Here is a 22,290-nt window from a genome sequence, read left to right as displayed (position 1 = left end):
ATACCCCGGGTGAGCACACCTCGGATCGGAGACGGCCAGATGGCGAGCGACGACGCGACGTTGGACGAGGGCCAGGCGCACCGCCTGGTCGTCTTCACGCTGGGCGACGAGGAGTTCGGCGTGCCGATCACCCTCGTCCAGGAGATCATCCGCTACAGCCCGCCGCGGCCGGTGCCCGGGTCGCCGATGCACGTCGAGGGCGTCATCAACCTGCGCGGCCGGATCATCCCGGTGGTCGACCTGCGGCAGCGGTTCGGCGTCGCCGGCGCGCGGCCCGACGAGGCGAAGATCGTCATCGTCGAGATGCCGGACCTCACCGTGGGCGTCGTCGTGGACGAGGTCCGCGAGGTGCTGACGCTGAGCGCGGACGTCTGCGAGGAGCCGCCGCCCGGGACCTCCGACGCGGACTTCGTCGAGGCCGTCGGCAAGCTCGACGGGCGCCTCGTGGTGATCCTCGACATGCTCCGCCTGCTCGGGGAGCAGCCGCTGGCCGCATGACCGCGGCCGGCGCTCCGCCGGCCGCCACCCGGGACCCGTCGCACCCCGCCGCCGCGGGCGCCGCCGGCCGGGTCCGCCCGCCCGCCGGGCCGTCGTCGTGACCGACGACGCGCCCGGCGGCGCGTCATCCCCGCCCCTCCAGCACCTCGCGGGTGCGCCGGTGGCGCCCGGCGAAGGCGCGCGCGAGCAGCGGGCGCACGATGAGGCGGCCCGCCACCCGTCCCACGGGGCCGCCCGGCAGGCGGTAGGTGACCCGGTCCGTCATGAGGGTCCGGCCGGGGCCGAGCGGCTGGAAGATGTGCTCGTGCCGCCACGCCGCGAACGGCGACCGCTCCGCGACGTCCACGATGCGGTGCGGGGGCTCCACGATCTCGATCCGCACCCGCCACGTGATGGTGAGCGGCAGGGGAGGGTGGCGCATCCGCATCACCACGACGCCGCCGGCCGTCACCGGGAAGACCCCGTCCACGCCCACCACGCGCTGGCCCCGCGGCGCGATCCGCGCGGCGTTGCGGGTGTCGAGGTGGAAGGCGAAGACCTCGTCGACCGGGGCGGCGATCTCGACCGAGCGCTCGATGCCGGGGGTGCGCACCGGCGCAGCCTACGGCGGTCGCGCCCCGGCGGGACGGCGCGCGGCGATATGCGCGATTGGCGCGTGGCGTCGGCGCCAAGTGGCGCGCGGTGCGGTCGACGCCACTTGGCGCGAGCCGCGTGCGCCAATCGCGCGATACCGCAGCGCCCGGCGCCCGGAGCGTCGCCGCCGCGGGTGGACGGAGCCCTCGACTCCCGGCGCGACGCGGCCGATAGGGGGTGGAGACCCCGTCCGAGGAGCCCCCGCGTGAAGCCGATCCGCCCCGTCATGCCGCTGGCCGCCGCCGTCGCCGCGCTCGCCGTCGCCCCCGCGGTCGCGTCCGCCGAGCGGATGTCGATCGTCTACGACCGTGCGGAGACCGTCGCGGCGCTCGTCAGTCCCTCGGGGCCGGGGGCGCCGCTCGGGGCAGCGCGCGGCCTCTTCCGCCAGGACCCGGGCGGCGGCGGGATCCTCGACCCGGACGAGACGCGCAACGACGCGCACCGGATCGCGAAGGTCTCCGCGCGGGAGCTGGCGCCGCTCCCCGCCGAGGCGATGGCCGACCGGCTGCAGCGCGAGATCGACCGGCCGAAGGTCCCGAACAGCACCTCGGGCCTCGTGGCGGTCGACGAGATCGGCAACGCCTTCAACGACGGCCGGGCGACGATCACCTACAAGTACGTCAACGTCCACGGCAAGCGGATCAAGGTCTCCTCGGTGCGCAAGCTGGTGATCACGGCGCGCGGCTGGAAGCTCAAGCGCGTGGCCGCGCCGCTGCCCAAGGTGCTCCCGGACAGCCCCGGCTCCAAGCTGTCCACCGCGATGGAGCTCCTCGCCGCCCGGCCGCACCCCAGCGGCGGCACCTACGCCGAGCGGGTGCACCTCTACATCGCGCCGGCGTTCGGCACGTCGATCGCCGCCGGCCGCGGGCCGCACCGCCACCTGGGCAACGACGGCAAGCCGCACCGGGCCACCTGGCGGGGCGTGATGCCGGCGCTCGCCCGCGCGGGCGGCGTCTGGGTCGAGATGTACCACCACTCGGGGACGACCTACTCGCTGACCGCGAAGGAGTGGCGGACGGTGCCGCAGGCCTTCACGGCCTACGGTCGCCGGTTCGGCGTCGACCCGTCGCGCCTGCACATGATGTTCGCCGGGTCCCCGTCGGTGCCGAAGGGCGCGACGGGCTGCGGCGAGCCGATGGCCTGCCAGTGGTCCCTCGCCAGCTCCACGGCGGCCGGGCGCGCGATGCTCGCCAACGGCCCCGGCGCCTACGACCTCGGCGCCCAGGCGACCGCCTGGCGCGAGGGGTACAACGGCGTCTTCGGCGCCTCGTAACATCGCCCCTGTCCTCTACGATCCCGCCCGGCGCAACGATGGCCCCGGGCGGGGTCGGCTCAGAGGGGGCGAGTGGCCACACGGCCGAGGATCGAGGTCGACCCGCACGGGGACACCGGCAGCCATCGGCTGACCACCGCCGCGCCGCGGACCGGGTCCGGCGACCGCCCGTCCGCCCGTCGCCGCACCCGCCGCCCCGAGCGCGCCGAGGCGCTCGTCTGGGCCCTGGCCGCGCTCCACGCCGCCGTCTTCGCCTGGCTGTCGGTGGCGCGTCACCACGCGTTCGCCACCGGGCGCTTCGACCTCGGGAACATGGTCCAGGCGGTCTGGAGCACCACGGAGGGGCGGTTCCTCGAGTCGACCGACGTCTCGGGCGAGCAGTTCTCGCGCCTGGGCGCCCACGTCGACCCGATCCTGGCGCTGTTCGCGCCGCTCTGGATGGTCTGGCCGGCCCCCGAGATGCTGCTGGTCGTCCAGGCCGTCGTCGTGGCGAGCGGGGCGCTGCCGGCCTACCGGCTCGGCCGCCGCTGGCTGGGCGACCGGCGGCTCGCGGTCGCCGGCGCGGCCGTCTACCTGCTCTTCCCGGCCCTCCAGAGCGCGGTGCTGTTCGACTTCCACCCGGTCACGCTGGCCGCGCCGCTGCTGCTGTTCTGCATCTGGGCGGCCGAGGAGGGGCGGTGGGTGACGCTCGGCGTCTGCGCGGCGCTGGCGGCCGTGTGCCAGGAGCAGGTCGGCCTGCTCATCGTGATGCTGGCGGTCTGGATGTGGTTCCGCCACCCGTCGCGGCGGCTCGGCGCGGCGCTGCTCGCCGCCGGCGCCGCCGCGTGGGTGGTCGTGGCCAACGCGGTCGTCATGCCCGCCTTCGCCCTCGACGGTACGAGCCCGCACATCGGCCGCTACGAGCGGCTCGGCGACGGGCCCGGGGAGATCATCAGGACCGCCCTCACGCGCCCGTGGGAGGTCGTCGAGATCATCGCCACGCCCGGCCGGGCGGGCTACCTGCTGAGCCTGCTCGTGCCCCTGTTCCTGCTGCCGCTGGCCGCGCCCCTGCTGGCCGCGGTCGCGGTGCCCCAGCTGCTCATCAACCTGCTCGCCTCGTCGGGCCCCGCGCAGTCGGTCGAGTACCACTACGCGGTGCTGCTCGTGCCGGTGCTCGTGGCGGCCGCGATGCTCGGCCTGGCCCGCCTGCGCGCCCGCACCGGCGCCGGCCGCGGCGAGGGGCCGCTCGCGCGCCCCGGCCGGGTGGCGGCCGCGATGGTGGGCGCGGTCGCCCTCGCCGGCGTCTGGCAGGGGCCGCTGCCCCTGTGGGGCTGGGTGCCCGGGGGGTGGGACGGGAGCCCCCTGCACCAGTTCACCAAGGACGCCGAGGCGCGCGCGATCGCGCACGCGGTCGACCGGGTGCCGGAGCGGGCCGCCGTCTCGGCCACCAACTCGGCCGGCGCCCACCTGTCGGCCCGCCGGCGCATCAACCTGTTCCCGAACCTCGCGGGCACCCGCTGGGCCCTCGTGGTCGACAGCGAGCGCGCCCGCCGCGTCGCCCACGACCGCCCGACCCTGCGGCCGCCGGGCACCCGCGCGCGCATCCGACAGCTGCGCACCAGCCCCCTGTGGCGGCTGGTCTTCGAGGAGGGCGACGTCAGGCTGTACCAGAGGGTGCCCCGGCGCCTCTCCTGACCCTCCGCCTCAGCCCGAGGCGCGCGCCTGCTCGTAGGCCCGCTGGGCCGTCTCGATCGCGGCGGTCCGCTGCTCGCCGGTGATCTCCGCCCGCTCGCGGGCGACGCGGTTGGATGCCTCGATGCCCTCGAGCGAGCCCTGGAAGCGGGGGATCACGTGGCGGGCGAGCAGCTCGTAGCTGCGCAGCACCTTCTCCCGCGGCGCCCACTCGTTGGCCCAGATCATCATCCCGCCGAAGCCGCCCGAGCGCTCCTGGAGGCGCTCGATGGCCGCGATCGCGTCGTCGGGGGTGCCGACCACCCAGCTGCCGGCCTCCACCATCTGCTCGATCACGAGGTCGCGCGGGCCGGGCACCGGCCGCGGGCGGCCCGTGACCTCCTCGGCGTAGTCGATCAGGTAGGCCGCCGCGCCGCGGCGGGCATCGTCGAAGGCCTCCTTGCGCGTCTCGGCGATGTGCATCGGCATCGCGAGGCGCCAGTCCTCGCGGCGCACCGTCGCGCCGGAGCGGCCGGCCTCCTCCTCGGCAACCCGCCACTGGGCGGCGAGGTCGATGGGGCCGCGCGGCCCCTTGGCCACGGTCAGCGACAGCACGCCGGTGCCGTGCCGGCCCGCCAGCACCATGCCCGCCGGCGACTCCATGCTCGTGACGGCGATCGGCGGGTGCGGGCGCTGGTAGGGCCGCAGCTGCAGCACCGCGTCGGTGAGCGAGAACCACTCGCTGCGCACGGTGATCGGCTCGGTCTCGGTGAGCAGGCGCACGATGACGTCCAGGGCCTCTGCCATGCGCGGCCGCAGCTGGGCCGGCTCGATGCCGAGCATCCGCGCGTCGGTCAGGTGGCCGCCGGGACCCACGCCGAAGTTGACCCGCCCGCGCGTGAGGTGGTCGAGCAGCACGATGCGGTCGGCCACCATCAGCGGGTGGTGGTAGGGGAGGCTGACCACCCCGGTGCCGAGCCGGATGTGGCGCGTGCGTTCGGCGGCCACCGCCAGGACGAGCTCCGGCGAGGCGATGATCTCCCACCCGGTGGAGTGGTGCTCGCCGACCCAGGCCTCGTCGTAGCCCAGCTCGTCGAGCCTCACGATCAGCTCGAGGTCGCGCTCCAGCGCCAGCGTGGGGTTCTCGCCGGGCTCGTGGAACGGGGCCAGGAACACTCCGAAGCGCAGCCGCACGAGGCGCAGTCTATTCGCGCCGCGGCGCCGGGGCGTCGATGCCGGCGGGAGGCGGGCGTCGCCCCTCAGCTTCGCGGTCGTCGCCGCCGGGCTCGCCGAGCCCCCCGGGGGCCGCTCGCCGCGCCCCTGCCGGGCGCGCCGCGGTGCGGTGCTGCCGGCCGACACCGTCTGGAACGTGCGCGTCGAGGGCTGCCCCGCAACGCCGACCCGGCGCGGCTCGTGCGCTCGATCGGGCTCGGCGCGCCCCCGCACCCGGACGCCGGCGACCGCGGCCGGCACGGCCCTCCGGTCACGCTCGTCGGCCGCTCCACGCCCCGGCAGCGCCGCGCCGGCCGGACCAGCGCCGACGCCGCCGGCCCGCCGATCCTGCCGGGGCTCGCCCGCGACGACGAGCTCGCCCGCGGCGGCATCCGCCGCGCGCTGCGGCTCACCGCGCCGCGCACCCGGCGGGCGTACGCACCTGCCCGCCACGCGGCGTCGTCGTCCTCCGACCCGGCGCTGCCGCCGGTTGGGACTGCCGGTACGGCTGCGGCGCCTGCGCGGAGCCGACGTCGAGGTCGTGGACACGGGGGGTACGCGACGGCCGCCCGCCGCGCTAGCCTTACGTCGTAAGTTTACGGCCGTACGGCCACGTCACGGGGGAGCCCCACATGCCTTTGCCGTCCCTGTTCGACCTCAGCGGTCGCGTCGCCCTGGTCACGGGCGCCTCGTCGGGCCTGGGGGTGACCTTCGCCGAGGCGCTCGCCGAGGCCGGCGCCGACGTCGTGCTGGCCGCCCGTCGCGTCGACCGCCTGGAGGAGGTCGCCGGGCGCATCCGGGCTGCCGGCCGCCGCGCGCTGCCCGTCGCGTGCGACGTCACCGACGCCGCCCAGATGGAGGCCGCCGTCGCGGCCGCGGCCGAGGAGCTCGGTCGGCTGGACGTGGTGGTCGCCAACGCCGGCGCCGTGCCGGACGGCTTCTCGATGCCCGAGCGCATCCCGGGCGAGCTCTTCGAGCAGAGCGTGCGCGTCAACCTGATCGGCACGTGGAACACCTGCCAGTCGGCCGGCCGTCACATGCTGGCGCACGGCGGCGGCTCGATCGTCGTGGTGTCCTCGTACACGGGCGTGGCCGGGGTGCCGAACTTCCCGCCGGCCTACCAGGCCTCGAAGGCCGCGCTGATCAACATCACCCAGCAGCTCGCCGCGAGCTGGGGCGACCGCGGCGTGCGCGTCAACGCGCTGACGCCGGGCTGGTTCCCGAGCGAGATGACCGAGGCCGTGCTCGCGGCGCCCGTCTTCCGCGCCCGGATCGACGACCAGGCCGCCCTGGGGCGCGCCGGCCGGCCCGAGGAGCTCGTGGGCCCGCTGCTCCTGCTCGCCTCCGACGCCTCCAGCTACATGACCGGCGCCGTGGTCGCGGTGGACGGCGGCACCTCGGCGACCGTGGGCGCGCCGCGCTACTCGGAGGAGCTGTACGGCCTGCACGACGCCGTCATGCCGCACGGCCTCGGCGCGCGGGTCACGCCCGCCTGAGCCGGACCTCCAGGCCGTCGAGGATCGTCTCGAGCCCGAACGCGAACAGCCCGTCCGAGTCGCCCGCGGCGACCTGGTCGAGGACCTCGGCGAGGGCGGAGCCGGGCGGCGCCGCGGCCGGCGGCGGCGCCGGCCCGGCGCCGGCCATCGTGAAGCCGACGACGTAGCGCGCCACCGTGCGGGCGGCGCGGACGGCGGTGGGGCGGTCGAAGCCCGCCGCCTGCATCGTGGCGATGCCGCGCTCGAGCATCCCGGCGGCGGCCGCGTAGGCGCCCAGCGCGCGGCCCGCCAGCAGGGGGGCCGCGCGGGGGTGGCGCAGCATCACGCCGCGGAAGGCCGCCGCGAACAGCTCGAGGCCCTCGCGCCAGTCGCCCGCCTGGCCGCCGTCGCCCTGCACCTCGCGCAGGATGCGCTCGACGACGCCGTCGAGCAGGGCGTCCTTGCCGTCGACGTGGTGGTAGAGCGACATCGCCTCCACGCCGAGCGCGGCGGCGACGGCGCGCATCGTGCAGCCCTCGAGGCCGCGCTCGTCGATCACCGCGAGCGCGGCCCCGAGCACCGCGTCGCGGGTGAGCTTGCGTCGGGCGGCCACACGCCGATGATCCCAGACCCGGCCGCGGCCGGGCGAGCCCTCAGACGACCGTCTCGCCGTCCGCCGGGATGACGACGTGCTCGGCCAGCCCGGCGCCGTCGATGCGCGCGCTCAGCTCGGCGCGCGTCTCGAGGCAGTGGTTGATCGCCTCCATGTGGACGGCCACCACGCGCGCGTCGCCGGCCGCGTGGCAGACCTCGATGACGTCCTCGCCGGTCATCGTGACGGGACGGCCCTCCACGAACCGCGCGCCGCCCGCGTTGACCACGACCACGGCGGGCGCGTGCCGCGCGATCGCCCCGGCGACCTCGGGGCACCAGACCGTGTCGCCTGCGACGTAGACCGTCGGCTCGCCGTCCGCGGCGACGACCCAGCCCGTCACCGGGCCGAGCGCCTGGGCCAGGGCCTCGTCGCGGCCGTGACGGCCGCCGACGGCCGTGATGCGCAGCCCCGCCCAGTCGACCGACGCGCCGTGGGGCACGGGGCGCAGCTCGAGGCCGACATCGCCGAGGTCGGCCACGTCGGCGGGCTGGCAGAACCACGGCACCCCCGCGGGTACGCCGGTGACGCCCGCGGCGTCGACGTGGTCCACGTGGGTATGGGTGAGCAGCACCGCCTCGACGCCGGCCACCGCCTGCTCGAGCGGCAGCGGCAGCGGCACGAGCGGGTTCGGCCGCTCGTTGGGGGTGCCGCGCACCGGCCCGCGCGCGCCCGGCGGGTCGAGCATCGGGTCGACCATGAGGGTGCGGCCGCCGAGCTCGAGGCGCAGCGTCGCGTGGCGGATGAGCGTGAGCCGCACTCAGCCGCCGAGGTCGCGGTCGGCGTCGTGCGAGACCTGCACCATGGCGTGGAGGAACGCCCGGTTGTCGTGCGGGTCGCCGACGCCCGCCACGCCGAGCTCGGCGGCGAGGCCGTCGGCCCAGGCGAGCAGCGTCTCGACCGGCGCGGCCTCGGCGTCCATCAGCGCCTGCTCGTAGACCAGGGCGGACAGGGAGCGCAGCTCGGCGCGCACGGCGGTCCGCGGCCGCGGCTCCCTGGGCATGGCCCGGCTCTTGCGGACCCGCCGCCGCGGCCCGCCGGCGATGCGCTGCGGCTCGCCGGTGAAGCGGAAGGCCACCCAGCCGGCCCCGGGCTCCACGCGCACGATCTCCGCGGCCACCTCCGTGGGGCCGCCGTCGAGCTCGAGGCGCAGCTTGACGGCCTCGCCGGGCGCGGCGCGCACGGGCCCGGATCCGCCCACGAGCAGGCCGCGCTCGGAGGCGTTGACCGCCGTCGCGACCCAGCCGCCAGACGCGGCGCTGATCCGCACCTGCGTGTCCACCGGGATGCGCGGCGCGCGGCGGCGGTCGGGTACGGCGGAGACGGATCGGGTCGCGGACGCCATGGGGGCGGCACCTCCTGGTCGACCGCATCCTAATGGGCGAGGGCGACCCGTCCGCCCTGTGCGACATAACATCAGTTCCCGTGCGCAGAGCCGGGCGGGCGGCGACGGGCTTTGCGCGCCCTTTACCGGCGGCAGCGCCGTCTTTGCGCCCGGTTTACCCAGCCGCGCGCGGCCTGTGGCAGCATGCCGCCGCCCGGGGGCCCGCGCGGCCCCGCACGACGAGCACCGGGGACCTCATGAGCCAGCACCGAGAGATGGACCACCGGCACGAGGGCGCGCTCGCGGGCCTGGCGCGCGCGTGCGCGCGTCACCGCTGGCGGACGGTGCTCATCTGGATCGTGGCGGCGGCCGCGATCGTGACCGCCTCGGCCACCGCCGGCGGCACGCTCGTGGACGAGTTCACGATCCCCGACTCGGACGCCCAGCGCGCCACCGACCTGCTCGAGCAGCGCTTCGAGCAGCGCGCCGGCGACTCGGCCCAGCTCGTCTTCGCCGTCGAGGACGGCCGGCTGGACGGCGGCGCGTCCCGCCAGGCCGTGCAGCGCGCGCTGGCGGCGGCCGGCGGGATCCCCGGCGTCGAGGACGTCGGCGACCCCTTCGCCGGGACCGGCGGGCAGCTCAGCGACGACGGGCGCGTGGCGTTCTCGGACGTCCAGTTCTCCGAGGCCGCGTTCGACGTGCCGGTCGACGACGTCGAGCGCTTCCAGGACGACACGCTGGCGGCCGTCGAGGGCTCGGGCGTCCAGCTCGAGTTCGCGGGGCAGGTCATCCAGGCCGCCCAGCCGGTCGAGACCGGCACCAGCGAGCTCCTCGGCATCGTCGCGGCGATCATCATCCTGATCGTGATGCTGGGCAGCGCGGTCGCCGCGGGGCTGCCGATCGTGCTCGCGCTGATCTCGGTGGGCCTCGGCACCTCCCTGCTGCTGCTCGCCGCGGCGGTCAGCAACTTCAACACCATCACGCCCGTGCTGGCCACGATGCTCGGCCTCGGCGTGGGCATCGACTACGCGCTGTTCATCGTCACCCGCTTCCGGCAGGCGCTCCACGACGGGCACTCCCCGGAGGACTCCGCGGCGATCGCGGCGGCCACCGCCGGGCGGGCCGTGCTGTTCGCCGGGATCACGGTGGCGATCTCGATCTCGGCCCTGGCCGTGATCGGGCTCGACTTCATCACGAAGCTCGGCCTCGGGGCGGCGATCACGGTGGTCACCGCCGTCGCCGCGGCGGTCACCCTCCTGCCCGCCATCCTCAGCCTGCTCGGGCACCGCATCGACACGGGCCGGCTGCCCTTCATGAAGCCGAAGGACGACTCGCTCGCCGCCCAGGAGCGCTCGCCCGTGGCGCGCTGGGGCCGCCTGGTGACGCGCAACGCGCACAAGTTCGGCATCGCGGCCACGGTGCTCGTGCTGGTGCTCTGCATCCCGGTGTTCGACGCGCAGCTGGGGGCATCCGACGCCGGGTCGGCCCCCCCTGACACGACGACGCGCAAGGCGTACGACCTGCTCGTGGACGGCTTCGGCGCGGGCTTCAACGGCCCGCTGCTGGTCGCGGTGGACGAGGGCGCCGGCGGCGACGGCGCCGAGCGGCTCGCCGCGGCGTTCCGCCGGGTCGACGGCGTCGAGAACGTCCCGGACCCGATCGCCAACGAGGCCGGCGACACGGGCATCGTGACGGTCTACCCCACCACCTCGCCCCAGGACGCGGCCACGCAGGACCTCGTGGAGGAGCTGCGCAGCGACGTGATCCCGGCCACGCTGGAGGGCACGGGTGCCGCCGCGTTCGTCGGCGGCCCGACGGCGGCGTTCGAGGACGTGGCCCAGCGCATCTACGAACGCCTGCCGCTGTTCCTGATGGCGGTGATCGGCATCACGTTCGTGCTGCTGTCGATGGCGTTCCGCTCGATCGTGGTCGCGCTGAAGGCCTCGATCACCACCCTCGGCTCGGCGTTCGCGAGCTTCGGCATCCTGATCGCGGTCTTCCAGTGGGGCTGGCTGCAGGGCCTCATCGGCCTCGACCGCACCGGCCCGATCGAGTCGTTCGTGCCCGTGATCGTGTTCTCGATCCTGTTCGGGCTGTCGATGGACTACGAGGTGTTCCTCGCCAGCCGCATCCGGGAGGAGTACGCGCTCGGCGCCGGGGCCCGCCCCGCCATCACCCGCGGCATCGCGGCGATCGGCCGGGTGGTCGTGGCCGCGGCGCTGATCATGACCGTGGTGTTCCTCTCGTTCCTGCTCGGCGAGGACCGGATCATCAAGGAGTTCGGGCTCGCGCTCGGGATGGCGATCCTGATCGACGCCTTCCTGGTGCGGTTGATCATCGTGCCGGCGATCATGCACCTGATGGACGAGCGCATGTGGTACATGCCGCGCTGGCTCGACCGGGCGCTGCCGCGCCTGACGATCGAGCCGCCCACGGTGCTCGTGGACGACGCCGACCGCCCGCGCCCGGCGGCCCCGGGCCGGCCGGCGGCCGAGGAGGCGTAGCAGCCGGGACCACCGCCCCCGTGGTATGAGGGGGTGGTGGTCCCCCCGCGCCAACTGGCCGCGCTGGCGGCGGTCGGGCTCGGCGCGGCCGTGATCGGCTTCGCCGGGGCCGCGTGGCTGGCCGGAGAGCCGTCGCCCGCGGCGGGCCCGGCGCCGGCCGCGGCCGCCGTGGCGCCGGCCGCCGCGCCCGAGGAGGCGCTGCTCGAGCAGCCCCCGTCCGGGCCGTCGCCGGCCGCGCCCGCGCCGCCGCGGCCGGAGGGGGAGCGCGAGCGGGCGCCGGCCCCCGTGCCGCCTCCGGAGGGGGCGCCGCTCCCGCCGGGCCCGCCGGGGCCGCCGCGAGCCGAGCCGCCGGCCGGCCCCGCCAGCCCTCCCGCCACGACCCGCGGGCGCGCGCCCGCCCCGCCCGCGCCGGAACCGGAGCCGGATCCGGCTCCGGCGCCACCGCCCCCGCGGGCCGTGGCCGAGCCTGCGCCGCCCCCCGAGGGCGTGGCGATCCCGGCCGGCGAGGCGCCCACGGGGCACGAGCCGGCGCGCCGGCAGCTCGTGGCGGCGCTGGGGCGGGCGGCGCCGGGGTCGGTCGAGGAGGCGGACATCCGGCGCCTGCTGGCGCTGTGGCGCGAGGCGCTCGGGCCGGGGGGTTCGGCCCCGCCGGGCCGGCGGGCGACGATCGCGCGGGCCCTCCGTGCCAACGCATGGTGGTACGCGCGCCGGGCCGCGCCCGCCGCCCGGGTGCTGCTGCGCGACGCCGACGGGGTGATCCTCACCTACCGGGCGGGTCAGGCGTTCGCGGTCAACGCCGTCGCCACCACCGGCCGCTGGCGCGGGCTCAACGCCGACGTGCCGCCCGAGGGGCTCGCCGCGGCGCTCCTCTCGATGGGCGTGGAGCGGCGCGCCGGCGCGCGGCGCTTCCTGGTGTGGGAATACTACGACCTCCCCGGCGACCCGGCCGCGATCGTGCCCGGCCCCTCCGGGATGGCGCAGGCCCGGGTGGCCCTCGTCATGGCCTACGCCGCCGAGCGCACGGGCGACGCGGCCTTCGCCCGCGCCGCCCTGCTCGCGCTGGCCGCCCTCACGGTCGACGTCGACCGCGGCGGCGTGCGCAGCATGGTCTCGACCGCGGCCGGCCACCCGCCGGCGCCCTGGTACGTGGAGCGCGCCTACCCGGGCGCGGAGCCCTGGACCGGCGGCGCGCTCAACGGCTTCATGGTGACGCTGCTCAACCTGCGCGGCGCCGCCGCCGCGCTCGACCGCGCCCCCGGCGGCGGCGCCGTGGCCGCGACGGCCGCCGGACTGGCGCGGGACCTCGCCGACCGCGGCGCCGCCAGCCTGGCGCGCCACCTCCCGGACCACGACACCGGCTCGTGGAGCCTCTACGGTCTGCTCACGCCCGGCCGGCCCTGGCGCTCGTACCTCGCCGACCTCAACTACCACTGCTACCACGTCCGGCTACTGGGACGGCTGGCCGTCACCTATCCCGATCTCGGCTTCGCCGACGTCGCCGCCCGCTGGCAGGGCTACGTCGAGCGGGCGGGCGTGGCGTGCCCAGCGCGGTGACCGCCGGCGCGTGTCCCGGGGGGCCGCCGTGGGTCGCGCGCCGATCGTCGTCGACCGCGTGCGCCACTCGGCGCCGGGGGCGGGCCGCTCCGCGTCGGCCGAGCGCGCCACGTGGCGCCGTTCCTGCGTGCCATTCGGCGCGGATCCCCCGCGCGCCACTTGTCGCCCTCCGCGGGCGCCATTCGGCGCGGATCCCCCCGCGCGCCACTTGTCGCCGTCCGCGGGCGCCATTCGGCGCGGACCCCCCGCGCGCCACTTGTCGCCGTCCGCGGGCGCCATTCGGCGCGGATCCCCCCGCGCGCCACTCGGCGCCGGCCCGTGCGCCGACGGCGACGACGTACGATGCGCTCCGACCCCCGGGAGGACCCATGAGGCTCGAACCGCTCTACCGCGCCGTGTTCCGCTACCCCGACGGCGGTCGCGGGACCGTCCTCGAGGGCGAGGCCGGCAGCGAGGGGCACTACTTCTTCGTCGCCGACGGGACCGTCGAGGGCCGGGTCACCGGCCGGCTGACGGCCGCCAACCACCCCCGCTCGCGCGTCGACAAGAACGCGCTGCCCGACATCCAGGGGGCGATCGAGACCGACGACGGCGCGACGATCGTCTTCGACTGGCGCGGGTTCGCCCGCCCGTACCCGCCGGAGGGCCGGCAGATCGTCGTCGCGGGGACCCACGTCTGCGGCGACGGGCGCTACTCCTGGCTCAACGACGTCGTCTGCGTGGGCACGGGCGAGTTCCGCCCGCAGGACGGCCCCGTCGAGGCGCGCGGCGTGGTGGGCGCCCGCGTCGACTTCGTGATCGACTTCGCCGAGCTCGTCTGGGAGCCCATCCCCCGCTGAACCGCCGACCAGGGAGGCCGTGCCGATGTTCGTGCTGCTCGCCCGCTACACCAGGCCGATCGAGGAGGTCGACGCCCTCCTCGAGGAGCACAAGGCCTGGATCGGCCGCAACGCCGACCGGATCCTGCTGACCGCCCGCGAGGAGCCGCTCGTCGGCGGCCTCATCCTCGCCCGCGCCGGCAGCGTCGACGAGGTGTGGGAGATGATCCGCGAGGACCCGTTCCACGCGGCCGGCATGTCCGAGTACGAGGTGCGCGAGTACCGGCCGGTGCGCGCCGCCCCGGGCCTGGAGGGGCTGCTGGACCCGGCCGGCGGCTAGCGCAGGACGGAGCGCAGCGAGGTGGGGCGCCACTCGGCGCCGCCGCGCGGCGTGGGCACCTGCTCGGCGTTCAGGGTGTCGCAGATCGCCTGGAGCGTCATGCCCTGCCCCCGTAGCTCGCGGATGCGCGCGGCCACGTGCGGCGGCGTCGAGGACGGCCGGCCGGGGCGGCCGGCCAGCGCGCGGCCGACGGTGGTGCTCGCGCGCGGGTGCCAGGTGGCGGCCTCGGCGAGCACCTCCCCCACCGCCCGGCCGCCGTCGGCCGAGATGTCGACCTCCGGCTGCAGCGCGACGAGGGTGTAGCCGCCGTCGACCGCCTCGCGCACCAGCTCGGCCAGGTCGGTGAGCGAGTAGGTCAGCCGGTCGAGCCGGGCGACTGCGATACCCTCGGCCTCGCCCGCGCGGCATGCCGCGAGCGCCGCGCGCAGGCCCGGCCGGCGGAGGCTGCGCCCCGAGCGGACGTCCTCCTCCACGCGCACCAGGCGCCACCCGCGCTCGCGGGCGGCGCGCTCCAGCTCGGCGCGCTGGGCGTCCAGGCCCGGCCGGTCCGCCGCCCGCTCGCGGGGCGCGACGCGCAGGTATCCGATGAGCGGCCGGTCCACGACCGCGACTTTACACTAAAGGCCGTTTGGTGTAAAAACGCGAAAGAGTTCGTGCAAGGGCCGCACCGACAGCAGAGGGAGCAACGCGTGAGCGACACCGTCAACGTAGCGATCATCGGGGTGGGCAACTGCGCCGCATCCCTGGTGCAGGGCGTCGAGTACTACAAGGACGCCGATCCCGCGGGCTTCGTGCCGGGGCTCATGCACGTCGACCTCGGCGGCTACCACGTCCGCGACGTGAAGTTCACGGCGGCGTTCGACATCAACGCCACGAAGGTCGGCACGGACCTGTCCGCCGCGATCTTCGCCGAGCCCAACAACACCATCAAGCTGTGCGACGTGCCGAATCTCGGCGTCGAGGTGCACCGCGGCATGACCCACGACGGCCTCGGCAAGTACCTCTCCGAGGTCATCACCAAAGCCGACGGCCCGACCGCCGACATCGCGGGCATCCTGCGCGACACGAACACGCACGTGGTCGTGAGCTATCTGCCGGTCGGCTCGGAGAACGCCACCAAGTGGTACGTCGAGCAGATCCTGCGCGCCGGCTGCGCGTTCGTGAACTGCGTGCCGGTCTTCATCGGCCGCGAGCCGTACTGGCAGCAGCGCTTCGCCGAGCGCGGCCTGCCGATCGTCGGCGACGACATCAAGAGCCAGGTGGGCGCGACCATCGTGCACCGCCAGCTCGCCCGCCTGATGCGCGAGCGCGGGGTCAAGCTGGCCCACACCTCGCAGCTCAACTTCGGCGGCAACACGGACTTCCTCAACATGCTCGAGCGCGAGCGGCTCGAGTCGAAGAAGATCTCCAAGACCAACGCGGTCACCTCGATCCTCGACGACGAGATCGCCAAGGACGACGTCCACATCGGCCCGAGCGACTACGTGCCGTGGCTGACGGACCGCAAGTGGGCCCACATCCGCCTCGAGGGCGCCGGCTTCGGCGACGTGCCGATCAACATCGAGCTCAAGCTCGAGGTGTGGGACTCGCCCAACTCGGCCGGCATCGTCATCGACGCCGTCCGCTGCGCCAAGCTCGCGATGGACCGCGGCATCGGCGGCACGCTGGAGGGCCCGTCGTCGTACTTCATGAAGAGCCCGCCGGTGCAGCACCCGGACGCCGAGGCGCACGACCTCACCGAGGCGTTCATCGCCGGCCGCGACGGCTCGAGCCAGACCGGCGGCGCGGCACCCGCCGCCGGCCACCAGGCCGAGGAGCCCGTCCGCCAGTAGCTGCGGGAGGCCCCGCCCGCGCCGACGCGGGCGGGCGGGGCCGTCTCTAGACTGCACGGGGGTGACCACCGCCGCCCCCACCGCCCCCGCGCCGAGCGCCACGCGGCTGATCGCCACCCGCGACCTCGCGCGCCGGTTCGGCGCCGTGCAGGCGCTCGACGGCGTCTCGGTGGAGATCACCGCCGCGGCCACCGGCCTGCTGGGCGCCAACGGCGCCGGCAAGTCGACGCTCATGAAGACGATCCTCGGCCTGGTGCAGCCGGACGCCGGCTCGGTCGAGGTGCTCGGCATCGACGCCGCCCGCCACCCCGGCGAGGTGCGCCGGCGGCTGGGCTACATGCCCGAGCTCGACTGCCTGCCGCTGGAGATGACGGCCCGCGACCTGGTCGTGCACATGGCGGAGCTGCGCGGGCTGCCCCGCCGCGACGCCGTGCTGCGCGCGTCGGAGGTGCTGTTCCAGGTCGGCCTCGAGGAGGAGCGCTCGCGCCTGATCGGCACGTTCTCGACCGGCATGAAGCAGCGCACCAAGCTCGCCCAGGCGCTCGTGCACGCGCCGGAGCTCGTGGTGCTCGACGAGCCCACCAACGGCCTCGACCCGTCGGGGCGCGACGAGATGCTGACCCTCGTGCGCCGCCTCTCGAGCGAGCTCGGCATCGCGGTGCTGATGTCGTCGCACGTGCTCGAGGACGTCACCCGCACCTGCGACGCGGTCGTCGCGCTGCGCGACGGGCGGGTGGTCACGGCGGGCCCCATCGCGGCGATGGCCGGCGCGGCGGGCGACGGGGTGATCGTGCGCGTGGCGGGCGACCTGGCGGCGCTCGAGCAGGCCCTCGTCCGCCGCGGCCTGCGCGCGGAGCGCCGCGACGGCGACGCCGTCGCCGTCGCCGGGCCCTCCGAGGAGGCGCTGCTCGACGGCGTCCGCGACGCGGTGGCCGAGGCCGGCGTGGCCCTGCGCGAGCTGCGCGGCGCCGGGCCGTCGCTGGAGGACGCCCTGGTGGAGGCGATCGGGTGAGCACGGGCGCCGGCGACGCCCAGGTCAGCGACGTCCGCTACTCGCGCTACTCCGGCGTCCGCCGGGGGCGCTGGGCGGGGGTGCTGTCGCTGGCGCGCTGGGGCGCCCTGCGCTCCCTGGGCGCGCGGCGCGGCTGGCGGGCGAAGGCGATCCCGATCGCGCTCATCCTGCTGGCGGTGGCGCCGGCGGTGATCGTGCTCGGCGTGCGCGCGCTGTTCGCAGAGCAGAGCGGCATCGACCTCTCGGACGCCCTGCCCTACTCCGAGTACCAGGCGATCATCGGGGTGGTGATCCTCGTGTTCGCGGCGGTCACCACGCCGGAGCTGCTGTGCCCCGACCGCCGCGACGGCACGCTGGCGCTCTACTTCTCGACCGCGGTCAGCCGCCGCGAGTACCTGGCCGGGCGGCTGCTGGCCGCGGTCGTGCCGCTGCTGCTGGTGACTCTCGTGCCGCTGCTCGTCCTCTACTGCGGCGTGCTGGTCTTCGAGGAGTTCCCGCTCGCCTACCTGCAGGACACGTGGGACGAGCTGCCCCGCATCGTGGCCGCGGGCCTCGTCAACGCCGTCTACTACGCCGTGATCGGGCTGGCGGTGGCGTCGCTCACCACGCGCCGGGCGTTCGCCGTCGGCGGCTACCTGCTGCTGCTCGTGGCGCCGACGATCGTCGGCGGGTTGCTGAGCGAGGTCTTCCCCGACAGCGACGCGGTGCAGCTGATGAACCTCTCCGTGCTGCCCATCTCGTTCGCCGGCGAGCTCTTCCCCGACGCGAGCGACGACATCCCCAACGACCTGTGGCAGTGGGGGCTCGTCTACGCCGTGGTGGTGGGCGTCGCCGCCGCGGTGCTGCTGTTCCGCTACCGGCGCGGCGCCGAGGGATGAGCGCGCCCCTCGTCTTCGACGGCGTCTCGCGCTGGTACGGCGACACCGTCGCCCTGGCCGACGTCTCGTTCGCCCTCGAGCCCGGCGTCACCGGCCTGCTGGGGCACAACGGCGCCGGCAAGTCGACCGCGCTGAAGCTCTGCGCCGGCTTCACCCGCCCGAGCAGCGGCACCGTGCGCGTGCTCGGCGAAGACCTGGCGGCCAACCCGGCCGCCTACCGGCGCATCGGCATCGCGCACGACCGCGACGCGCTGTGGCCGTTCCTCACCGCGCGGGCGATGGTCGCGCTGTGTGCCCGCCTGCGCGGCGTCGCCGACCCCGAGGCCGCCGCCGACCGCGCGCTGGCCGAGGTCGGCCTGGCGGACGCGGCCGACCGCAGGCTGAAGGGCTTCTCGCACGGCATGCGCCAGCGCGTGAAGCTGGCCCAGGCGCTGGCCCACGATCCTGAGGTGCTGCTGCTCGACGAGCCGCTCAACGGCCTCGACCCGGGGCGCCGCCGCCACGTGGTCGAGCTCGTCCACCGGCTCGGCGAGGAGGGGCGCACGGTGCTCGTGTCCTCTCACGTGCTGCACGAGGTGGAGCGGATGGCGCCGCGGGTGATCGTGCTGGTCAACGGCCACCTGGTGGCGAGCGGGGCGACCGCGGCCATCCGGGAGCTCATCGCCGAGCGGCCCCGCAGCTTCCGCATCGAGGCGCCCGGCGCCGCCCGCGCCCTCGCGCGCGAGCTGGTCGGCGCGGGCCTCGTCGAGTCGGTGCGGCTCGACGACGGCGCGATCGTCGTCGAGTGCGAGGACGTCGAGCGCTTCACCCGCGGGCTGGCCCCGCTGGCGCGCGACGCCGGCGCGCGGCTGCGCCGGGTGGAGCCGGTGGGCGACGACCTCGAGAGCGTCTACGCCTACCTGCACGAGCGCGCCCGGGGCGTGGGCCGGTGACCGGCCCGCCCGGCGTCTCGTGGCCGGTCTACCGGCTCACGCTGCGCAGCCTGGTCGCCGGGCGCCGACTGGTGGCGCTGTCGGTGCTGGTGCTGGTGCCGGTGGTCGCCGCCATCGTCTTCGCGAGCGCCGGCGAGATCGACCCACGCATCTTCTGGGCGCGCCTGCTGCAGCGCCTCGTCATCCCCACGGTGACGGCGTTCGTCGCCGTGGTGATCGGCGCGAGCGCGATCGGCGAGGAGCGCGAGGACGGCACGATCCTGTACCTCGCCGCCACCCCTCTCTCGCGCACGACGCTCGTGCTGACGAAGGTGCTGGCCGCCTGGACGCTGGCCCTGGCGCTGCTGGTGCCCTCGATCGTCGCCGCGGCCGCCATCAGCCTGGGCGACCGCTTCACCGCCGGCCAGCTCGCGTGGCCGCTGGCCGGCGTCGCGCTGTCGTCGCTCTGCTACTGCGCCGTCTCGGCCTGGCTGTCGATGACCACCCGCCGTCCGGTCGTCATCGGGGTGCTCTACATCCTGCTCTGGGAGGGCTCGATCGCGACGTTCGCCGCGTCGGCCGATCGCCTCTCGATCGCGGCCTACGGCCGGGCGATCGCCGTGGAGGGCGTGCAGCGGGTCAACGCGCCCGACGCCTCCGCGGGGGCCGCGGTGGCGATCCTGCTGATCATCGGCGCCCTCGCCACCTGGGCGGCGGCCCGCCGGCTCACCCGGACGGAGCTGCCGTAGCCTCCATCCCGGTGGCCCAGGCGACGCAGCGGTCGCGCCCGCCCGCCTTGGCGCGGTAGAGCGCCAGGTCGGCGCGGCGCACGAGGTCCTCGGGCCCGCGCCCGTCCATCTCGGCCACGCCCAGCGACGCCGTCACCCGCCCGGCGGCGCCGACCGGCTCGCCGCGGATGCGCGAGCGCAGCCGCTCGGCCGCCTCGAGCGCGTCGGCCCACGCGGCGTCCGGCAGCAGCCAGGCCATCTCCTCGCCGCCGAACCGGGCCACCACGTCGCCCGCCCGGCTGGTCTCGCGCAGGCGCGTCGCCATCGCGCGTAGCACCTCGTCGCCCGCCTGGTGGCCGTGGGTGTCGTTGACGGCCTTGAAGTGGTCGAGGTCGATCATCACCAGGCTCAGCGGCCGGCCGGCGCGCCGCGCCCGGGCCGCCTCGCCCGCCAGACGCTCGTGGAAGACCCGCCGGTTGGCGAGGCCGGTCAGCCCGTCGGTGGTCGCGAGGGCCACGAGCCGCTCCCGCGCCCGGGCGTTGGCCACGGCGAGCGCGAGCAGGTCGGCCAGCGGGCGCGCCCGGCGGGGCCCGTCGGGCCGGCCCGAGCGGGCGCCGGGCGCGTGGACCATCCCCCACGGCCGGCCGTCGGCCACCACCGGCAGCACCAGGTCGCCCCCGGGCAGGGTCGCGAGCGGCATGCGGTCGCCCGCCCTCCGCGCCGGGCCGACCGCGGCGACCACCACGCCCTCGTCGCCCGCGAAGCGCACCACGGCGGCGCCGTCGACGTCGCAGAGGGCGGCCGCCTCGCCCGCGACCAGGCCGGCCACCTCCGGCAGCGGCGCGGCCGCCGCCACGGCGGCGGTCACGCGGGCCAGCGCCTCGCGCTCGGCCTCCGCGCGCACGCGCTCGGTGACGTCGCGTGAGTCCGTGTGGGTCTCCCGCAGGCGCCCGTGATCATCGCGCAGCGCGCGCGCCGTGGTCTCGAGCCACACCCACCCGCCGCCCCGCCGGCGCACCCGGTGCAGCAGCGACCCGCCGTCGCCCTCCAGCGCGCGGGCCGTCCGCTCGCGGTCGTCGGGGTGCCAGAGGTCGGCGGCGCGCGCGCCCGCCAGGCGGCCCGGGTCGTCGCCGAGGACGTCCCGCACCGCGGCGGACACGTGCAGCAGGCTGCCGTCGGGCGCCACCCGCGCCAGGATGTCGGGGCTCGCGTCGACGAGGGCGCGCAGGGCGTCCGCGTCGGCCGCCGCCGCGGCCATCCGCCCCGCCCGTCGCGCCACGGCCAGCGCGCGGGCCACCACCTCCGCGCCGCGGGCGTCGGCGCGCACGACGTCGGCGAAGCCGGCCTCGAGCGCCGCCACGATCCTGCCGGCGGCCGCCCCGGCCGGGGCCACGAGCACGATCGCTCCGCCGGCCGGGCCGCCGAGCAGCTCGCGGGCGAGGGCCTCGTGCGCGGGCGCCGACCACACGACCACGTCGGGCGCGCGGCGGGCGATCTCGTCCGCCGCGCGCCACGGGTCGACCGCCCGCGACGCGTCGGCGCCGGCGCGCCCCAGGCGCCGCGCCAGGCGGTGCCGCGTCAGCGCGGCGTCGGAGACGACCAGGGCGACGGGCCGGGTGGGTCCCGGCTGTGGGCGCGGTGCCTGCACGGCCCCGGGGACATCGGCGCCGCGGGCCCGCGCCATGAGCGCCGGGGATGCCCGGCCCGCGTCGCCACCACCGGGCCTCTGGTACGGTGCGCCCCGCGCCGGGCAGGTACGCCCAGACCGCCCCCGCGCCACCGCGACAGACCGTCATGGACTGCCCACCCGTCAGCGCCCCCGTCGAGGGACGGCGCCCCATGCACCGTCGGCTCCTCCTTGCCGCGGGCCTCGCCCTGGCCGGCGCGCTGGCCGTGCTGGGCGTGCACGCGAGCGCCGCGCCCCAGGTGATCGACGCGCAGCGCAGCGAGGTGCGCGAGCTCGAGGCACAGGTGCTCGCGATCGACGCCCGCGCCGGCGAGGCGGCGGACGCCCACGCCGCCGCGGTGCGGCGGGCCGAGGACCTGCGCCGGCGCATCGCCGAGACCGACGTCGCGCTCGCCGAGGCGCGCCGGGCCCACCGCGTCAGCGTCGAGCGCCTCGGGCAGCGGCTGCGAGCGCTCTACGCCCAGGAGCGGCCGACGCTCGTGGAGATCATGCTCACATCGGGCGGGCTCACCGAGGCCGTCGACGCCCAGCGGGCCCTGGAGTCGATCGGCCGGCGCGACCGCGAGGTCGTCGAGCAGCTCGAGCGCACGCGGGGGCGGCTCACGGCCCTGCGCGCCGAGCTCGAGCGCAGCCGCGCGGGGGTCGATGCCAGCGTCCGCGAGTCGCGGGAGCGCCTGCAGGAGCTGGAGGGGCTGATCGCCGACCGCCGCTCGACCCTCGCCCAGGCGCGCTCGCGCCTGGACCGCCTGGTCGCCGCGGAGGCGGCGGCCGCCGAGCGCCGCCGGGCGGCGGCGGCCGCGGCCGCCGCCGACGCCCTGGCCGAGCGCGCCCTGCGCGACCGCGCCGGCGGCGGCGCGCCCGCCGCCACCGGCCCCGCCCCCGCGGCCGCCGCCGCGCCCTCCGCCCCGGCGCCCGCGGCGCCCGCGGCGCCCGCGAGCCCGGCGCCCTCGTCGGGCGGCGCCCCGGCACACCTGGAGCGCATCGCCCAGTGCGAGTCGGGCGGCAACCCGCGCGCCGTCTCCGCCAGCGGCCAGTACCGCGGCAAGTACCAGTTCGACCCGGGCACCTGGCAGTCGCTCGGCGGCACCGGCGACCCCGCCGCCGCCCCGGAGGCCGAGCAGGATCGGCTCGCCGCCCTGCTCTACGCCCAGCGCGGCCCGGCCCCCTGGCCGGTCTGCGGGTACCGGTGAGCATGGCCGTTCGTCACGGGCGGCGGGACTTGACGACACGCGCCGGGCGCAACATAGTCTCGCTCTGGCCGGTCGCGGTCGAGGGGGGACCACTCGCGGATGAGGAGGGGTCCCTTTTT

21 protein-coding genes are annotated in these 22,290 nt (G+C 76.6%); 14 read left to right on the top strand and 7 right to left on the bottom strand.

The window, feature by feature from the left end; genetic code table 11:
- Nucleotides 1-39: 39 nt before the first annotated feature.
- Nucleotides 40-498 (top strand): chemotaxis protein CheW, encoded by a 459-nt coding sequence (locus ITJ85_RS08020; protein WP_217915835.1) that lies wholly within the window; start codon nt 40-42, stop codon nt 496-498.
- Between the two features lie 124 nt (nt 499-622).
- On the opposite strand, the gene ITJ85_RS08015 is transcribed toward ITJ85_RS08020, so the two are convergent.
- Nucleotides 623-1,090 (bottom strand): SRPBCC family protein, encoded by a 468-nt coding sequence (locus ITJ85_RS08015; protein WP_217915834.1) that lies wholly within the window; start codon nt 1,088-1,090, stop codon nt 623-625.
- A 246-nt stretch (nt 1,091-1,336) separates the two neighbouring features.
- Here ITJ85_RS08015 and ITJ85_RS08010 point away from each other — a divergent pair, with 246 nt between their 5' ends.
- Nucleotides 1,337-2,404, top strand: a complete 1,068-nt coding sequence (locus ITJ85_RS08010; protein WP_217915833.1) for a hypothetical protein — start codon at nt 1,337-1,339, stop codon at nt 2,402-2,404.
- 72 nt (nt 2,405-2,476) lie between these two features.
- Entirely contained in the window at nt 2,477-4,078 is a 1,602-nt protein-coding gene (locus ITJ85_RS08005) for a DUF2079 domain-containing protein (protein ID WP_217915832.1), read from the top strand.
- A gap of 9 nt (nt 4,079-4,087) precedes the next feature.
- Here the strand turns inward: ITJ85_RS08005 and ITJ85_RS08000 are convergent, their stop codons facing one another.
- Nucleotides 4,088-5,248: an LLM class flavin-dependent oxidoreductase gene (locus ITJ85_RS08000; protein ID WP_217915831.1), complete on the bottom strand. Its 1,161-nt coding sequence runs from the start codon at nt 5,246-5,248 to the stop codon at nt 4,088-4,090.
- Nucleotides 5,249-5,898: 650 nt separating this feature from the next.
- On the opposite strand from ITJ85_RS08000, the gene ITJ85_RS07995 reads away from it, so the two are divergent.
- Nucleotides 5,899-6,762 carry an SDR family NAD(P)-dependent oxidoreductase gene (locus ITJ85_RS07995; RefSeq protein ID WP_217915830.1) on the top strand — a complete coding sequence of 288 codons (864 nt, stop codon included), beginning with the start codon at nt 5,899-5,901 and terminating at the stop codon, nt 6,760-6,762.
- On the opposite strand, the gene ITJ85_RS07990 is transcribed toward ITJ85_RS07995, so the two are convergent.
- The 3 genes from ITJ85_RS07990 to ITJ85_RS07980 are packed head-to-tail and all read right to left on the bottom strand — an operon-like array spanning nt 6,749 to nt 8,738.
- The gene (locus ITJ85_RS07990) at nt 6,749-7,354 is read right to left on the bottom strand and encodes a TetR/AcrR family transcriptional regulator C-terminal domain-containing protein (RefSeq protein ID WP_217915829.1); all 606 of its coding nucleotides are present in this window, start codon (nt 7,352-7,354) and stop codon (nt 6,749-6,751) included. The genes ITJ85_RS07995 and ITJ85_RS07990 overlap by 14 nt on opposite strands.
- 40 nt (nt 7,355-7,394) lie before the next feature.
- Complete coding sequence (locus ITJ85_RS07985; protein ID WP_217915828.1) at nt 7,395-8,153, bottom strand: MBL fold metallo-hydrolase; 759 nt, start codon at nt 8,151-8,153, stop codon at nt 7,395-7,397.
- The gene (locus ITJ85_RS07980) at nt 8,154-8,738 is read right to left on the bottom strand and encodes a PilZ domain-containing protein (RefSeq protein WP_217915827.1); all 585 of its coding nucleotides are present in this window, start codon (nt 8,736-8,738) and stop codon (nt 8,154-8,156) included.
- A gap of 236 nt (nt 8,739-8,974) precedes the next feature.
- On the opposite strand from ITJ85_RS07980, the gene ITJ85_RS07975 reads away from it, so the two are divergent.
- From ITJ85_RS07975 to ITJ85_RS07960, 4 genes are all read left to right on the top strand, one after another.
- Entirely contained in the window at nt 8,975-11,221 is a 2,247-nt protein-coding gene (locus ITJ85_RS07975; RefSeq protein WP_217915826.1) for an MMPL family transporter, read from the top strand.
- Nucleotides 11,222-11,257: 36 nt separating this feature from the next.
- Nucleotides 11,258-12,775 (top strand): D-glucuronyl C5-epimerase family protein, encoded by a 1,518-nt coding sequence (locus ITJ85_RS07970; RefSeq protein WP_217915825.1) that lies wholly within the window; start codon nt 11,258-11,260, stop codon nt 12,773-12,775.
- A 368-nt stretch (nt 12,776-13,143) separates the two neighbouring features.
- Nucleotides 13,144-13,614: a DUF3237 family protein gene (locus tag ITJ85_RS07965; RefSeq protein ID WP_217915824.1), complete on the top strand. Its 471-nt coding sequence runs from the start codon at nt 13,144-13,146 to the stop codon at nt 13,612-13,614.
- 25 nt (nt 13,615-13,639) lie between these two features.
- On the top strand, nt 13,640-13,933 hold the full coding sequence (locus tag ITJ85_RS07960; protein ID WP_246496380.1) for a YciI family protein: 294 nt from the start codon (nt 13,640-13,642) through the stop codon (nt 13,931-13,933).
- Here the strand turns inward: ITJ85_RS07960 and ITJ85_RS07955 are convergent.
- Nucleotides 13,930-14,535: a recombinase family protein gene (locus tag ITJ85_RS07955; RefSeq protein ID WP_217915822.1), complete on the bottom strand. Its 606-nt coding sequence runs from the start codon at nt 14,533-14,535 to the stop codon at nt 13,930-13,932. The two genes, ITJ85_RS07960 and ITJ85_RS07955, sit on opposite strands and share 4 nt — an antisense overlap.
- Before the next feature lie 87 nt (nt 14,536-14,622).
- Here ITJ85_RS07955 and ITJ85_RS07950 point away from each other — a divergent pair, with 87 nt between their 5' ends.
- The 5 genes from ITJ85_RS07950 to ITJ85_RS07930 all read left to right on the top strand — a co-directional run bounded on the left by ITJ85_RS07950 (nt 14,623) and on the right by ITJ85_RS07930 (nt 19,315).
- Nucleotides 14,623-15,765 carry an inositol-3-phosphate synthase gene (locus ITJ85_RS07950; RefSeq protein ID WP_217915821.1) on the top strand — a complete coding sequence of 381 codons (1,143 nt, stop codon included), beginning with the start codon at nt 14,623-14,625 and terminating at the stop codon, nt 15,763-15,765.
- 61 nt (nt 15,766-15,826) lie between these two features.
- Nucleotides 15,827-16,777, top strand: a complete 951-nt coding sequence (locus ITJ85_RS07945; protein ID WP_217915820.1) for an ABC transporter ATP-binding protein — start codon at nt 15,827-15,829, stop codon at nt 16,775-16,777.
- Nucleotides 16,774-17,655: an ABC transporter permease subunit gene (locus ITJ85_RS07940; RefSeq protein ID WP_217915819.1), complete on the top strand. Its 882-nt coding sequence runs from the start codon at nt 16,774-16,776 to the stop codon at nt 17,653-17,655. Before ITJ85_RS07945 ends, ITJ85_RS07940 begins: the two co-directional genes overlap by 4 nt.
- Nucleotides 17,652-18,587 carry an ABC transporter ATP-binding protein gene (locus ITJ85_RS07935; RefSeq protein WP_217915818.1) on the top strand — a complete coding sequence of 312 codons (936 nt, stop codon included), beginning with the start codon at nt 17,652-17,654 and terminating at the stop codon, nt 18,585-18,587. Before ITJ85_RS07940 ends, ITJ85_RS07935 begins: the two co-directional genes overlap by 4 nt.
- A complete protein-coding gene (locus ITJ85_RS07930; protein ID WP_217915817.1) occupies nt 18,584-19,315 on the top strand; it encodes an ABC transporter permease in 732 nt (243 codons plus the stop codon). The genes ITJ85_RS07935 and ITJ85_RS07930 overlap by 4 nt, the downstream gene beginning before the upstream one ends.
- Here the strand turns inward: ITJ85_RS07930 and ITJ85_RS07925 are convergent.
- Complete coding sequence (locus ITJ85_RS07925; RefSeq protein WP_217915816.1) at nt 19,293-20,942, bottom strand: GGDEF domain-containing protein; 1,650 nt, start codon at nt 20,940-20,942, stop codon at nt 19,293-19,295. The genes ITJ85_RS07930 and ITJ85_RS07925 overlap by 23 nt on opposite strands.
- Nucleotides 20,943-21,133: 191 nt before the next feature.
- On the opposite strand from ITJ85_RS07925, the gene ITJ85_RS07920 reads away from it, so the two are divergent.
- Complete coding sequence (locus ITJ85_RS07920) at nt 21,134-22,171, top strand: transglycosylase family protein (RefSeq protein WP_217915815.1); 1,038 nt, start codon at nt 21,134-21,136, stop codon at nt 22,169-22,171.
- The last annotated feature ends 119 nt before the right edge of the window (nt 22,172-22,290 follow it).

The sequence above is a fragment of the Miltoncostaea marina genome (assembly GCF_018141525.1).
In the GTDB taxonomy this organism is placed as follows: domain Bacteria; phylum Actinomycetota; class Thermoleophilia; order Miltoncostaeales; family Miltoncostaeaceae; genus Miltoncostaea; species Miltoncostaea marina.
The sequence above is the reverse complement of the archived record's forward strand: the minus strand, read 5'-3'. Positions and strand labels throughout refer to the sequence as shown.